The organism is Saccharopolyspora erythraea NRRL 2338, from assembly GCF_000062885.1.
Lineage (GTDB): Bacteria > Actinomycetota > Actinomycetes > Mycobacteriales > Pseudonocardiaceae > Saccharopolyspora_D > Saccharopolyspora_D erythraea.
In genome coordinates, this window is the sequence record NC_009142.1 from 6,185,558 (window position 1) to 6,200,713 (window position 15,156).

Consider the following 15,156-nt stretch of genomic DNA (forward strand, 5'->3'; position numbering starts at 1 on the left):
CGTTATCCGACAGCTTGGTAGAACGGGGGACGTCAGCATTATGAACCCGCCAGGCGGGCCAACCGAGCCATCAACGCGGCAACGCCGCGTTCATGCACGTTCGACCATCCGGGGGAAGACCAAAGGGGCAGAATGCCCGTGACGCCGGCCCCGGACCTCCCACATCGCGAGACCTCGACGGTGGCTCCGTCACCGCGATAAAAAGCCATTACCGGGGGCAAGGCGGTCCCGTCAGGTCCCGCCTTGCCCCCGGTCTCGACTACCGACTCCGTTGCCGCCCCACGGTGCCGGCGCGCTGGCAACGCCGTGGAACCAGCACGATCAAGCGATCAGAACAGTGCTACTTCCGGGTCACAGTGGGACCGTCCTCTCGCCCCGCTTCCTTGGCCGCGTCCGTGAGCATGTCCTCGTAAGAGCCCCCGAGCGCCTTAAGACGATCGGCCGACCCGTCCAATTCCGCGCTGAGCGCGTGGACCAATTCCAAAACACCCTCGATTTCGGGCGCCAACTTCCAGGCGTACTCCTTCATATCCTTGTTTGTTCCCGCGGCATCTATGAGCTTGTTGGTCAGATCCCTGAGCTCGTCGCGCTTCCCGGCCATCGCTTCACCGAAGTCTTTGACCTTGTACGAGCCGGCCTGCATCCCCTGTATGTTGGCATAGAACTGCGCATCGGAGCCGCTCCCTGCCCCGGAGTCATACCCCGTCCCGGAGCCGCTTCCCGACGCCGAGCTAGACCCCGAGCCGGAGCCGCTCGCAGGAGCGCCACTTCCCGAACCACTACTTACCATCGGTATCCGCCTCCTGGTTCTTGGCGTTCTTCTTGGCGTCCTCCGGGAACAAAGGTGCTTCGGCCATGCGGACGGCCTCGTCGAACATCCGGTCCAGGTCGAAGTTCCCGTTGAACATGTCGCCGAGCTGGAAACCCGATGCGGTGGGCTGCAACTTCGCGAACGCGTCCGTGGACTTCTTCGCTGCCTCGTCTTGAGCCGACTGGACCGCCTCGACGATGCGGCTGGCCAACTCGTCGGGCGCCATGCTGCGATAGCGCGAGCCCGAGAGTTTCAGCTCGGTCAGCCGCTGCTTGTGGTCGACGGTCGCGGTGATCATGCGGTCCTTGGTCCGGAAGGAAGTGGTTTCCTTCTCGGCCTGCTCCTTGGCTTCCTTGATGCGCTTCTGCTGAGCGCGGAGCTCCTCGAGCGCCGCCTCCATATCGTTGAACATCGGTGAGGACACGGAAACCTTCCCTTCCTGACGCTGGATTAGATGACCGCGCGCTACGCGCTGCCGCTGGCGGTCTCTTCCGTCTGCTCGCCCTCGGCGGGCTGCTGCTGCACTGGCTGGCGGGGACCACGAGAAGGGCCAGCGGCCAGGATCGACTCGTCGAACTCGTAGCCCTCTTCGTCGGGCCGGCCGATCACGCTCATGCCGGCGGCCTCGTTGGCGCCCCACACCTCGTCGTCCTCCGACAGCCAGGTCTGGCGCTCGCGTTCCTTCTGGTCGTTGTTGCCACCCATGCCTCCCATACCGCCCATCGGCGGCATCATCGGCGGCATCATCGGCGAGCCGACGCCATTCATGCCCGGTGCGCCACCCGACATTTGCGCGGGCGGCATCTGAGCACCGCCGCCAAGACCGCCGGACGGCGTCGCGCCCGTGCCCCCCAGACCGGAACTCGCGCCAGTGGAGAAACCGGAGCTCGGCATGGAGGTGGAACCGCCTGCGCCAGCCCCGATCCCGGCTCCGCCGCCGATCCCGGCGCCCCCGCCGGCACCGGCACCGGCACCGAGCCCACCGCCGGCACCGATGCCGCCGTTGGCGGGTTCGAAGCCAGGCAAGGGGTTGCCTTTCTGGTCGAAGCCAGGCAAGGGGTTGCCGTTCTGGTCGAAGCCAGGCAAGGGGTTGCCGTTCTGGTCCAGCCCGGGGACATAACCATCGCCGATGCCGCCGTTGGCGGGCTCGAAGCCCGGCAACGGGTTGCCCTGGGCGTCAAAGCCCGGCAACGGATTGCCCTGCGCATCGAACCCAGGCAACGGGTTCCCGTTCTGGTCGAAGCCAGGCAAGGGGTTGCCGTTCTGGTCCAGCCCGGGGACATAACCATCGCCGATGCCGCCGTTGGCGGGCTCGAAGCCCGGCAACGGGTTGCCCTGGGCGTCAAAGCCCGGCAACGGGTTCCCGTCCTGGTCGAACCCAGGCAACGGATTGCCCTGCGCATCGAACCCAGGCAACGGGTTCCCGTCCTGGTCCAGGCCGGACGACGCGCCACCGTTGAAGGCGGGCGGGGTCTGCTTGCTGCGAAGTCCATCGCCGGACGGGAGACCGCCTCCCATGATGGGTGGAGGAACGAATCCGGCCCCTCCGTTCGCGGGCTCGAAGTCTCCGCCGCTCCCACCCGGGGAAGCAACGTTCAGGTCGCCACCAGGCGGAGGCGTAAAGTCCGTCCCACCACCAGGCGGAGGCGTAAAGCTCGTCCCACCACCAGGCGGAGGCGTGAAGTCCGTCCCACCACCAGGCGGAGGCGTGAAGTCCGTCCCACCACCAGGCGGAGGCGTGAAGTCCGTCCCACCACCAGGCGGAGGCGTGAAGTCCGTCCCACCACCAGGCGGAGGCGTGAAGTCCGTCCCACCACCAGGCGGAGGCGTGAAGTCCGTCCCACCACCAGGCGGAGGCGTGAAGTCCGTCCCACCACCAGGCGGAGGCGTGAAGTCCGTCCCACCACCAGGCGGAGGCGTGAAGTCCGTCCCACCACCAGGCGGAGGCGTGAAGTCCGTCCCACCACCAGGCGGAGGCGTGAAGTCCGTCCCACCACCAGGCGGAGGCGTGAAGCTCGACCCGCCACCACTCGGGTTCGACTGCGTCGGAGTCGTCAGCTCGGTCAGGGCAGTGGTCGCCGTGAGCATCGCGGGGTGCAGATTTCGCATGACTTCCCGCGCCACGTTGTCCAGCTCTTCGAGTTTCGATGTGATCTGCTTGTTGATCTCATCGTTCATCTTGTTCCAGGTCTCGGCGTTCGTGAGGTTTCCGCCCGCGTAGCCGGCCAGAGTTTTGTCGATGTAGTCCCTGGCAGCGTTCACACCTACCTCGGTTTTCCACCAACCTTGGGTTTGGACTATCGTCTCCAACTGGTAGTTCGGATGCCCCGCGACAATACCCGCGCCCCGGATGTAATCGACGACGTTTTGAACGCTGTTCCCCGCGGTCTTTTCCGGGTACCCCGCGATCTCGCTACTGATGCGCAACCATGCCGAAGACATCTTCACGGCTGCCGAGTTCAACTGGTCTTCGAGGTCGCGCAACGTCTTGGCGATCCTGACACCGTGGTTGTCCGTGACCTGCTCGTGCAAATCTTCGAGCGCGTCGGCATTGGTGTCCATACGCTGCTGGATAACCGACGCCGCCTGGCCCTTGAACTTCGAGTCATCCGAGTTGAGGTTCTTCGCCCAGGCCCGGTAGTCGTCGCCGGACTCCTTCAGCCACCTCTCGTACGCCTCGAGCTTCAGGCGTGCGTCGCGGATGGTCGTAATGTCGAGCGAGCCACGCCGGGCCGACCAGAGATGCTCGGCGATCGTGTCCATTTTGGCGCACAGATCCCGCCAAGCCCGCAAGGCCTCGTGGTTGTAGTTCGCCCCGTAGTAGTACTTGTAGTAGGCGTGGTAGCTGATCGCGTCCTTGCCGTCGGGCTCGCCCTCGAACTCCTTCCCGGCGGAATCGGGGTTGAACTTCACCCAGGTCTTGTCCACGGCGCCGAAATCGATCTTGTCGCCGGTGAGCGCGAGGAGCACCTGCCCGAAGTTCCACTCCGCCCAATGCGTGTTGTCGGGGACGCTCAACCCTGAGGCTGACTCTTCAGCCATGAATTCTCCTCGATCTCAGCGGATACCCGCATCGACTGACTGGTCAGGCCACGGCCGGTAGGCACTAGGGCTTCACGGCGCTTGGTCGCCGCCACGATGGCCGACGATCCGGCACCGCGGCCCGTGCTCAGCTGGATCCAACATCGGCCTTAGCTCGGCGTACAGGGCCTGGCCGCGACGCAGGCTCCGTCACCGGGACTGGTTTCACGGTCGTTCCCCATCCGAGCGGTTGTCCTCCATCGACAGCAGGCGCCGGAGCCCACTCCGCTCAACCGCCTCCCGCGCCTGGCTGCTCACATCCTCGCCCTTGCCCAGCTCGCTTCGGGGCACGAACCCCTGATCAGAGGCACGCACTTACTGGCCCGGTGGGTTGTCCGGCTGCGTGTCCGGCCTCGGCTGGCCATCCACCGGCTGAACCCCTTCCACCGGCTGAACCCACCGCTGCGTCGGCGGCGGCGACGCCGACGGCACAGCCTGCGGCGCCGTGCCCTGCTGCCCCCACGACTCCGCTGGCGGCGGCGACGCCGACGGCACAGCCTGAGGCGCCGTGCCCTGCTGCCCCCACGACTCCGCTGGCGGCGGCGACGCCGGCGGCACAGCCTGAGGCGCCGTGCCCTGCTGCCCCCACGGCTGCGTCGGCGGCGGCGACGCCGACGGCACAGCCTGCGGCGCCGTGCCCTGCTGCCCCCACGACTCCGCTGGCGGCGGCGACGCCGGCGGCACAGCCTGCGGCGCCGTGCCCTGGTTCGGGTCGTTGACGATCTCGGGCTTCGTCTTCTCATGCGAATACACCGGTTGCGCCGGCGGCGTGTCCTGCTCAGGATCCGACGGCCGCTGCCCTTGCGGCACCGGGTTCCCGTTCTGATCGACGTGAACGATCTCGACCACGGTCTTCGGGTGCGAGTGCATCGGCTGCTGCGGCGTCGCGTCCGGTTTCGGCTGACTGTCCACCGGCTGTCCCCACCGCTGCACCGGCGGCGGCGACGCCGACGGCACGGGCTGCGGCAGCGGGTTCCCGTTCTGATCGACGTGAACGACCTTCAAAGCCTGCCTCGGTTCCAGCGGCGTCGTGCCCTGCTGCCCCCACGGCTGCTGCGGCGGCGGCACAGGCTGCGGCGCTGTGTCCTGCTGCAGTTCGGTACCCACCGGCCGCTGCTGCCACGGCGTGTTCTGGTCCGGCGCCGCTTTCTGCGAATTCGGCGTGAACTGCGCGTTCCCTGGAGGGCCGTAGTATCCGCTGCCGGTCGGGCCAGTGCTGCCGGTCGTGCCCTCACCACCAGCCCCGCCGGTGCCGCCAGTCGTGCCCTCACTACCAGCCCCGCCGGTACCGCCAGTCGTGCCCTCACTACCAGCCCCGCCGGTACCGCCAGTCGTGCCCTCACTACCAGCCCCGCCGGTACCGCCAGTCGTGCCCTCACTACCAGCCCCGCCGGTGCCGCCAGTCGTGCCCTCACCACCCATCCCGCCGGTACCGCCAGTCGTGCCCTCACTACCAGCCCCGCCGGTACCGCCAGTCGTGCCCTCACCACCCATCCCGCCGGTACCGCCGAAGCCGCCGTACGACCCCATACCACCGCCGTACGAGGAGGCTCCCTCTCCACCGATTTCGGGATAGTCGTTCAGGAACTTCTGAGCGCTGTAGTTCGCCAGGTTGTTGGTGTCGTCGAAGACATCCTTGGCGGCGTTGAGTGCCTTGATGAATCCCCGCCAGTCGTCACTGAACTTCTCGTTGATCGTGTCGACCGACGTACCGAACTTGTTGGCGGCGTTGATGAAGTCCGTCACCGCCGACCACGAGTCGCTGCCGACGTGCAGCCGGCTGCCCAGCGACTCGTCCAGCCGGATGTCCGTACCGGGCTTGAGGAACTGCTGGGATAGCGAATGGTCGACCGAGTCGACCGCCTTGATCAGCCGTTCGTACTGGCTCCTGTCGAACGCCGTGATGTGGCCGGCGGGAACGTTGGGATCGGAATTGGTGTCGCCACCGGGTGGTAGGTTCCTCCGGTACGGCGGGGTCAACTTAGCCGGATCGGGAATACTCGTACTATCCGTCATGGGCCTTCTCTTTCGGAGCGGAAGCGCTGGGGACTCGGGGCCCGGTCCGGGCCCGCGGCGTCACCGCAAGGCCCGGACCGGAGTCGAGCATTCCACGGGGGAATGCATCACATCATGATGTTCGCGCCCCGGCGGTCACCTTCCTGGAAGATGTTCGCCACCTCCGTCGAGGTCCGGGCGCCGGTGTTCAGCCGGGTGTTCATGTCCATGTAGGCCTGCGTCCACTTCAGCTGCTGCTCCTGCCACAGCGGCGCAGCCTGACCCTTAGTCGCCTCGCCCATGTTCTTGAGGAAATTGTTGAGGTCGTCCAGGATCGTGCCCATCCGGTTGGCAGCCTGCGTGAGACGTTGGTTGACCTCGCCGTAGGAACCGAAATTGACCAAGAAGTCGGACATGGTTTTTCCCCTTTCTAGCGGTTTTGAAGAATCAGATGTCGGCGCCGGAGACGCTGGTGGCGTCATGGGTGTTGGCGAGCTGCAACTGCCGCAGCGCCTTCACCTTGTCGTTCAGCTCGACCAGCTTGGAACGAATCTGGTTGAAGTCGTTGGTCCAGACGTTGAACTTGTCCATGAGGAGCTTGCCCGAATCCGACTGGTTCGCGGTCATGATGGCGCCGGCATCGGATGTGACCATGGTGTTCAGGACCTTCATCTCTTGCAGTTTTTCCTCCGTACGGCGGATGATCTCGTCCATCTGCGCGACTTTGAGGCCATAGGTGCCTGGAGCGGTCATTGTTCTTTCTCCTTCTCAACCGGTACGAGAAACTCGGGTAAGTCGTGTGTTGCTCGAGAACGTGCTGTGATCGTCACGACGTAGCGGCGTCACCCCCCACCCTGGCCGGAAAGCACTGGACCGGTCGGCAGCAGATCCAGCAGGTTCGCGGGAACCCCGACGGCTTTGTCCGCCGGGAGCCCGAGCGCGGTCGCGGTCTGCTGGCCGGCCACCGGGAACTTCGCGCCGGGCTCGGCGACCAGGTACAGACCCGCGCCGGCCACACCAGGGGCGGGCAGCGTGCGCACCAGCATGCCGCCGCCGGCCTGCACCGCGATCCGGTCCGCGGTCAGCTCGGTGCCGGTGATGCCGGGGCCGCCGACGACCGCGGCGTTGCCGACACTGTGCGCCGACACCAACCGATGGGAGGCGCTGGTGCCGTTGGTGACGGTCTGGACGCACGGGCGCTGACCGGTCACCAGGGCGGGCGGGACGGGCGGCCACGCCGCCATCGCCTCCGGTGCGGGCAGGACCATCGCCGAGGCCAGCGCCGCCGAGCTGAGCGTGCGCGCCTCGACCTTGGCGCCGCCGTATGCGGACGCGGTGGCCGGGTTACCGAGTGCCAGCGCGGCACCGGTCTTGGTCACCGGGAGCAGCCCCTCACCGGTCAGGACGAAATACCGCTCCTGCACCCCGATGCCGTCGACGCGGAAGACCTGGCCGACCTTGGTGGGCTCGCCGTCGAGCACGGGCCCGGGCTGCCCCTGGTTCGACACCGGCGGCGCACCGAGGTCCGGCCCGGCGGGCAGCGCGTTGACCCAGGCGTCGCGGACGCGGACCGCGGCACCGTCGTCGTACCCGAGGGCCCGCCCCACCCACGGCCCTACCAGCTTCATCCGCTTGTCCCGCCACGCCAGGTACTCGGTACCGTCGGCGACCCGCACCAGCACGGCCCGATCGTCGGGCACGGGCTGCGTCTGGAAAGCCTCGCCGACACCGAGCGAGAGCGTCGGCTGGCGCGCACCGGAGGCGTCCGTCGTGGAATCCGCGCACAACAACCACGTCCCGTTCGCGGGGCGGCTGGGGTCCGGCAGCGAGTCCGGAGCTCCGATGATGCCGACCGGCGTCCCGCGCGGCACCTCGGAGAGCGAGGACTGCGGGGTGCTGGCCACCTGCATGTTCGCCCCCAGCAGCAACCTCGCGGAGGCCAGGTTGGACACCGGGTGCAGGACTCCGCCGGCCAGCACGTAACGCGTGCCGGTCTCCTTCTCCACGATCAGCGTGCCCGGCTGCATCCACTTGGTCGCGCCGCCCGGCCAGAACATCGAGGCCACCGCGAAACCGGCCACGATCAGCACGGCCAGCATGAGCCCGATCGCCATGCCGAACGGTGTGCGCCGCAGCGGGCGGTCGGCCGCGTCGGGTTCGGCGCGCACCAGCGCGGACACCAGTCGCGCGGTCATGAACGAGTGCGCTTGGACTTGGTCACTGCGCGAATGCACGGCACACCTCCTTCAGCGGTTTGCGGTTTGGGCGGGTCGAGGTCAGGACCATCCGGACCGCACCCGGGAGTACAGATCCATCGCGGCCAGCACGAGGGGGATGATCGAGATGGCCAGGGTCGTCTGGCCCCAGTCGGCGGCACGGCCCCAGTACGGCAGCAGCTTGCGGCCCGGCAGGATTCGAGCCCCCGCGTACAGCAGCCCGGCCACCGCGACCAGCGCGACCACCACGACCAGCCGTAGTACCGCGTTTCCTTCCGCGCACACGGCTGTCAGCGACATCGCGGCACCGACGACCCCGGGCATCAGCACGGCGATCCGCTGGCGGGCGCTGACCAGCTCGCGGCAGTGCAGCATCAGCAGTACCGACGCGACCAGTGCGAGCGTCACCGGTGCCCAGCCGGGGCTCCAGGCGAGCACCGTGAGGCAGCCGGCACCGACGATGCCCAGACCGATGTAGAGGGCCGTCACGAACGCGTCGGCACGGGCCGTGCGTTCCAGCACGTCTCGGCTGGGTTCGGGGTCGATGTCCTGCTGGAACTCCTCCGGAGTCTCGGGCAGCGGCAGCACGCGCAGGCCGGCCATGCGAGCCGCGAGCACCGGCACGCGCATCCCGAGCATCAAGGTCACCGCAAGCACGATCGCGGCCCCGCCCTTGGCCCCGATGACTTCCAGGAGCGAGAGCCCGCTGGCGATCGCCGCGAGTACGGCGGACACGGCGGCGGAGATGAACCCGGAGTCCGGCCCGCGGCCGACCACGAGTCGGCCGAGCACCGCGAACACCGCCACGCAGCACGCCGCCGAAAGAATCGAGGGCGCGCTCAGCACCCGGGGGCCGTCGAGCAGCGACCGCCCTATCGAAGGCAGCGCGGAGCCCGCGACGAAGGCGAAGCCGATCGCGCCGGCCGACAGGACGACGCTGCCGGACCTGTCGCCCAGCGCACGAGAGGTGGCCGCGGCGCCGACCAGCAGCACGAGTGCCGCGACTCCAGACACGAGAGCAACGGCACCACCGTCCCCGAGCAAGGGCACCATCAGCACCGCGAAGGCGAGCGTCGCGCCGACCAGACCGAGGAACAACCGCCGCGTCAGCTCCGGCCGCCACGCGTCCTTGCGTTCGGAGATACCGGTGGCCACCCCGTCGGCCAGGTCGTCGAAGTCGGCCGGCGGCAACTGGTCGTTGCGCGGGCGCAGGTAGAGGGTGTCACCGTCGTAGAGGCCGAGCGCGGCGGTGCCGAGGTCCTCGTCCAACGGCGCCTCGCCCAGCCGCTGGAGCACCCAGCCGCCGTGGTCGAGGCCGGCGTTGCCCAGCTCCTGGCCGAGGTGTCCGAGGAAGGTCGGCAACAAGTCGGCCAGCGGCACGTGCGCCGGTACCGCCAGTTCGATGCGCGACGTCGGGCCGTAGATCGTGAGCCGGCACACCTCGCCGGCGCCGACAGTGGGCTGCGTCGTTCCCGTCATGCCCAGAACACGCGGCTTGTCCAGCGAAGAGTTCACCCCAACGGCGGCCTGGCCCGAACTTGGGTAACAACGGGCAGATCCGCGGGGACCTCCATATCCGTGTCTCAACCAACGGAGCCGAAGAACGTCGACCTGCCCCCGAGCCCTCAGCGGCTCCCGCGACGACCCGGTCGAGGTGCGGGGTCAGGACTGAGAAAGGACCGATCGCCGTGAGCGTGACGCTGTTCCGCCGGCCAGCACGGCAGAGGCCGCCCGAGATGCCCAGCGGGGAGATCTCGCTGCAGGAACCGCCCACGCTGTCCGAGCAGGCCGGCGGAGGCATCGGCGGCCTGCTCATGTACCTGCCGATGGCGATCGGCTCCGGCGCCATGATGCTGATGTTCATGGGCAACCGCGGCGGGGGCATGGCGCTGGTCGCGGTCGCCCTGATGTCTGTCGGCATGCTGGCCATGGGGTTCGGGCAGATGGGCCGGTCCGCGGGCGAACGCAAGCGGCGGATGCACGGCGAGCGGCGCGACTACCTGCGCTACCTCGGGCAGGTCCGCAAAGAGGTTCGCGACGCCGCTTCCGAGCAGCGCACCGCCCAGGTCTGGCGGCACCCCGACCCGGCCGGGCTGTGGTCGGTGGCGATGAGCGGCCGGTTGTGGGAGCGCCGCGTCTCCCACGCCGACTTCGCCGAGATCCGCGTCGGGCTGATCCCGCAGAAGCTGGCCATGACCATCACACCGCCGCAGAGCAAGCCGGTGGAGGACCTCGAACCGCTCTCGGCCAGGGCCCTGCGCCGGTTCATCCGCGCGTACGGCACGGTCGACGACCTGCCGACCGCGGTGTTCCTGCGCGGGTTCGCGCAGGTACAGCTCCGGGGCGACGCCGAAGCCGCGCGGCAGCTGGTGCGCGCGATGCTGGCCCAGCTGGTGACCTTCCACTCCCCCGACGACCTCAAGGTGGCGGTCTGCGCGAGTCCCGACAAGGCCGCGATCTGGGACTGGGTGAAGTGGCTGCCGCACTCGCAGCACGGCAGCGAGCAGGACGGCGCGGGCAATGTGCGGCTCATGACCGACTCGGCCGATGGGCTGGAAGCGCTGCTCGCCAGTGAGCTGGGCGAGCGCGGCCGGTTCGAGGCCGGTGCGGCCCCGAACCGTGACGAGCCCTACGTCGTGGTGGTCGTCGACGACGTGGCCCTGCCCACCGAGTCCCGGATGATGGGCACCGGATTCCGCAACGCGCTCGTGGTGAACCTCGTCGAGCGCTGGCCCACTCCGGCGAACCGGACCACGCTGCGGCTGGACGTCGCCCCGGACAAGCTGGACATGGTCCGCAACGACCGCAGCGGTGCCGAGGTCAGCACGAAGCTGGCCAAACCCGACGGGCTCAGCGTGCGCAAGGCCGAGGCCCTGGCGCGCAACATCTCCGCCTTCCGCCTCGGCGCGACCACCGACGTCGTCGAGCCCATGGTCACCGACTTCGACCTGGGCACGCTGCTCGGTGTCGGTGAGATGGACCAGTTGGACCCGGCCAAGGTGTGGCCGCGCACCAACGGACCCGACCGGCTTCGGGTGCCGATCGGCATCGCCGAGAACGGCACGAAGATCGAGCTGGACATCAAGGAGTCCGCGCAGGGCGGCATGGGGCCGCACGGACTGCTGATCGGTGCGACCGGCTCCGGCAAGAGCGAGCTGCTGCGGACGCTGGTGGTCGCGCTGGCGACCACGCATTCGTCGGAGATCCTGAACTTCGTCCTGGTGGACTTCAAGGGTGGGGCGACGTTCCTCGGGCTGGACGAGCTGCCGCACACCTCCGCGGTGATCACCAACCTGGCGGACGAGGCACCGCTGGTCACGCGTATGCAGGACGCCCTGCAGGGCGAGATGGTGCGGCGGCAGGAGCTGCTGCGCAGCGCGGGCAACTACAGCTCGCTGCTGGAGTACGAGAAGGCCAGGGCCTCCGGCGTGCCGCTGGACCCGATGCCCAGCCTGTTCCTGGTCGTAGACGAGTTCAGCGAGCTGCTCGCCTCGCACCCGGACTTCTCCGAGTTGTTCGTCATGATCGGCCGGCTGGGCCGTTCGCTCGGCGTGCACCTGCTGCTGGCAAGTCAGCGCATCGACGACAGCCGGATGCACAAGCTGGAGAGCCACCTGTCGTACCGGATCGGTCTGCGCACGTTCTCGGCGATGGAGAGCCGCTCGGTGATCGGTGTCCCCGACGCCTACCAGCTGCCCAGCGCGCCGGGCAACGGCTACCTGCGATCCGACGTCGCCACGCTGGTCCGGTTCAAGGCGGCCTACGTGTCCGCGCCGTTCAAGCGGCGCACGGTCGAACAGCGCAGGGAAGAGGTGCGGCGGCAGGTGGTGCCGTTCGGCGCCGCCCGCCTGCCCGACCGGCAGGAGCAGAAGCAGCCGGAACCGGTCGCGGTGGCGGCCGCCGATACCGAACAGCCGAGTGAGACGCTGCTGCAGGTCGCGGTCAGCCGGCTTCGTGGTCAGGGGCCTCCCGCGCACCAGGTCTGGCTGCCGCCGCTGGACGAGCCGCCGACGATGGACCAGTTGCTGCCGCCGCTGGCCCCCGACCCCGTGCTGGGGATGACCGCGGCCTCCTGGCCCGGGCGCGGCAAGCTGACGGTGCCCGTGGGCGTCGTGGACAAGCCCTTCGAGCAGGCGCGGGACCTGTACATGGCCGACCTGTCCGGGGTCGGCGGGCACGTGGGCATCGCGGGCGGTACCCAGTCGGGCAAGAGCACGCTCCTGCGGGCGCTGATCGCCGGACTCGCGCTCACCCACACCCCGGCGGAAGTGCAGATCTACTGCCTCGATTTCGGCGGCGGCACCCTGCAGACGCTCAACGAGCTGCCGCACGTCGGCGGAGTGGCGGGCCGGATGGACGGCGAGCGCGTCAGCCGCACAGTGGCCGAGGTGCAAGGCGTGCTGACGACCCGCGAACGGTTGTTCAACAAGTACGGCGTGGAAAGCATGAGCGAGTACCGCGCCATGCGCCGCGACGGCCGGATCACCGAGGACCCGTTCGGCGACGTGTTCCTGGTCGTCGACGGCTGGGCGACGGTGCGCGCCGACTTCGAGGAGCATGACGAGCCCATCCGCCAGATCGCCGCGCGGGGCCTGACCTACGGCATCCACGTGGTGTTGACGACCTCGCGCTGGTCGGACATCCACAGTGCGCTGCGCGACCAGCTCGGCACCCGGCTGGAGCTGCGCCTGGGCGACTCGATCGACTCGGTGATCGACATGCGCGCCGCCGCGGGTGTGCCCAAGCAGCCGGGGCGCGGTCTCACGCCGGAGAAGCTGCACTTCCTGGGAGCGGTGCCGCGCATCGACGGCAGGCAGCGCACCGACGACCTGGCCCAGGCGGCCCGCGCGCTCGCCGAGTCGGTCGCCGACAGCTGGAACGGACCGGAGGCGCCCCCGGTGCGGATGCTGCCCGCCGTGCTCCCGGCCGCGGAGCTGCCCGCGCCGGAAGGCCGGTTGCGTGTGCCGCTGGGCCTGGGCGAGTCGGACCTGCAACCGGTCTGGCACGACTTCTCGCGCCAGCCGCACCTGACGGTGCTCGGTGACACCTCCAGCGGCAAGACCGCGGTGCTGCGGCTCATCGCCGACGCGGTGACGAAGAACTACGCGCCGGCGGAAGCGCAGATGATCCTGGTCGACTCCCGCCGGATGCTGCTGGAGGCGGTACCGGACGAGTACCGCCGCGGTTTCGCGTTCTCCGGCTCCGCCGCGGGCGAACTGATCAGCCCGATCGCGGCCGAGCTGCGGGAACGGCTGCCCGGACCGGACATCTCGCCGCAGCAGCTCCAGCGCCGGGACTGGTGGTCGGGACCAGAGATTTTCATCCTCGTCGACGACTACGACCTCCTGGCCGGCGCGATGGGCGGTCCCCTCGACAGCCTTCTCGACCTGCTGCCGCAGGCCGCCGACATCGGCCTGCACGTCGTCCTGGCCCGCAGCGCGGCCGGGTCCAGCCGGCTGTCGATGGACTCAGTGGTGCGGCGGATGCAGGAGTCCAACACACCGGACCTCGCACTGTCCTGCCCGCCGACGGAGATGCCGCTGCTCAACGGGATGCGTCCCCGGACCCTTCCGCCGGGACGCGCGTACATGGTCACGCGGCGCAGCGCGACATTGCTGCAGACCGCCTGGCTGGAACCGGCCGGGACGGCCGTGGGGAGCGCACGATGAGACGGCCGACCTTGGTCGCGGGCGCGCTGCTGGTGCTCGGAGGGCTCGTCGCCGCGCCGTCACCGGTCTCCGCGCAGCCCGGCCAGTGCGCCGCGCCGGCCGACAACGTCGTCCGGGAAATCCCGTGGCCGCAACAACGGCTGGCACCGCGGTCCGCCTGGGCGCTCAACCAGGGCGGCTCGACGCTGGTGGGGGTCGTCGACACCGGGGTGAGCGCGGCGGCGCCCGCGCTGGCGGGCCGAGTACTGCCGGGGCAGGACGTGCTGGGCTCCGGCCCGGCGAACAACGACTGCGCGGGCCGCGGCACGTTCATGGCGGGCCTGATCGCGGCCGGTCAGACGACCGGTGTGGGCTTCGCCGGTATCGCGCCGAGGGCCCGCATCCTGCCGATCCGGGTGGCCCAGAACCCCAACGAGGTCGACCCGGGCAGGCTGGCCGCGGGAATCCGGGCCGCGGTCGACGGCGGTGCCAAGGTGATCGCGGTGTCGATGGGCACACCCAGCCCGGCGGCGGATCTGAGGGCCGCGGTGGACTACGCGGCCGGGCGTGACGCGCTCGTCATCGCGGCATCCGACATGAACGTGCAGGACGGCCAGACCTCCTACCCGGCTGCCTTCCCTTCCGTGCTGCCGGTGTCGGGAATCGACGAGTCGGGCTCGCCCGCGAACAGGGGCGGATCGAACGCGCCGGCCCAGGCCCCGGCGCTGGTGGCGCCGAGCTCCAACGTCGTGAGCATCGCCCCCGCCGGTGCTGGTCACATCACGGCCTCCGGCGGCGGGATCGGGGTCGCTTTCGTGGCCGGTGCGGCAGCTCTGGTGCGTAGCTACCACCCGGACCTGAGCGCCGCTCAGGTCCGGCACCGGCTGGAGGCCACCGCCGACCACCCGCCGGCCGTGCTCCCGGACCCCGCGCTCGGGTTCGGCGTCGTCGACCCCCGCGCCGCGCTGGCGACCGTGCTCCCAGAGGAGTCCGGCGACCGACCGACGCCCGCGCCGGCCCCAGACGTGCGGGTCCCACCGGTCCCGGCCGCCGACGACACGCCGGTCTTCATCGCCCTGGCCGTCACCGCCCTGACGGTTTCGGCCGCCTCGCTGGGCGCTTTGGCAGCCGCTCTCGTCACACGTGGACGCAGGAGGAAATGGCGCTCCGCGTGGGCAGCGGGATCACAGGACGACCAACCCGCCGGCGCCGTGCGAGCGACCACCGAGGAGACCACCGAAGAAGACGTTCCCGTTTCCCGATCGACCAGCAGTTCTGCCCTTTGAGGCAGAAAGCGCGGCCCGGTCCCGGGGGCCGCTTGACTCCACCTGGCCCGCGGCAGAATCTGGCGGAGCAAGGCGCAAGCACGGCGAGGCGAATGCCGAGGCCGTGGCTCGGCGGCGTC

General features: G+C 69.3%; 10 protein-coding genes. 2 read left to right on the forward strand and 8 right to left on the reverse strand.

Going from position 1 to position 15,156, the window contains the following annotated elements:
- Positions 1-340 precede the first annotated feature (340 nt).
- The 8 genes from SACE_RS26410 to eccD all read right to left on the reverse strand — a co-directional run bounded on the left by SACE_RS26410 (position 341) and on the right by eccD (position 9,582).
- A complete protein-coding gene (locus tag SACE_RS26410; protein WP_009951605.1) occupies positions 341-643 on the reverse strand; it encodes a hypothetical protein in 303 nt (100 codons plus the stop codon).
- 136 nt (positions 644-779) lie between these two features.
- Positions 780-1,235 carry a YbaB/EbfC family nucleoid-associated protein gene (locus SACE_RS26415; protein ID WP_011874737.1) on the reverse strand — a complete coding sequence of 152 codons (456 nt, stop codon included), beginning with the start codon at positions 1,233-1,235 and terminating at the stop codon, positions 780-782.
- A gap of 41 nt (positions 1,236-1,276) precedes the next feature.
- Positions 1,277-3,853: a hypothetical protein gene (locus SACE_RS38585; protein WP_052635544.1), complete on the reverse strand. Its 2,577-nt coding sequence runs from the start codon at positions 3,851-3,853 to the stop codon at positions 1,277-1,279.
- Between the two features lie 354 nt (positions 3,854-4,207).
- Positions 4,208-5,872 (reverse strand): hypothetical protein, encoded by a 1,665-nt coding sequence (locus SACE_RS35790; protein ID WP_157894871.1) that lies wholly within the window; start codon positions 5,870-5,872, stop codon positions 4,208-4,210.
- A gap of 143 nt (positions 5,873-6,015) precedes the next feature.
- Entirely contained in the window at positions 6,016-6,303 is a 288-nt protein-coding gene (locus SACE_RS26440; RefSeq protein ID WP_009950010.1) for a WXG100 family type VII secretion target, read from the reverse strand.
- Positions 6,304-6,334: 31 nt separating this feature from the next.
- Entirely contained in the window at positions 6,335-6,640 is a 306-nt protein-coding gene (locus tag SACE_RS26445) for a hypothetical protein (protein WP_011874740.1), read from the reverse strand.
- Between the two features lie 89 nt (positions 6,641-6,729).
- On the reverse strand, positions 6,730-8,121 hold the full coding sequence (gene eccB, locus SACE_RS26450; protein WP_011874741.1) for a type VII secretion protein EccB: 1,392 nt from the start codon (positions 8,119-8,121) through the stop codon (positions 6,730-6,732).
- A gap of 42 nt (positions 8,122-8,163) precedes the next feature.
- Complete coding sequence (gene eccD / locus SACE_RS26455; protein WP_029622033.1) at positions 8,164-9,582, reverse strand: type VII secretion integral membrane protein EccD; 1,419 nt, start codon at positions 9,580-9,582, stop codon at positions 8,164-8,166.
- A gap of 209 nt (positions 9,583-9,791) precedes the next feature.
- On the opposite strand from eccD, the gene SACE_RS26460 reads away from it, so the two are divergent.
- Both SACE_RS26460 and mycP read left to right on the forward strand, forming a co-directional pair.
- Positions 9,792-13,772 carry a type VII secretion protein EccC gene (locus SACE_RS26460; protein WP_009950006.1) on the forward strand — a complete coding sequence of 1,327 codons (3,981 nt, stop codon included), beginning with the start codon at positions 9,792-9,794 and terminating at the stop codon, positions 13,770-13,772.
- Positions 13,769-15,037, forward strand: a complete 1,269-nt coding sequence (gene mycP, locus SACE_RS26465) for a type VII secretion-associated serine protease mycosin (protein WP_011874743.1) — start codon at positions 13,769-13,771, stop codon at positions 15,035-15,037. Before SACE_RS26460 ends, mycP begins: the two co-directional genes overlap by 4 nt.
- The last annotated feature ends 119 nt before the right edge of the window (positions 15,038-15,156 follow it).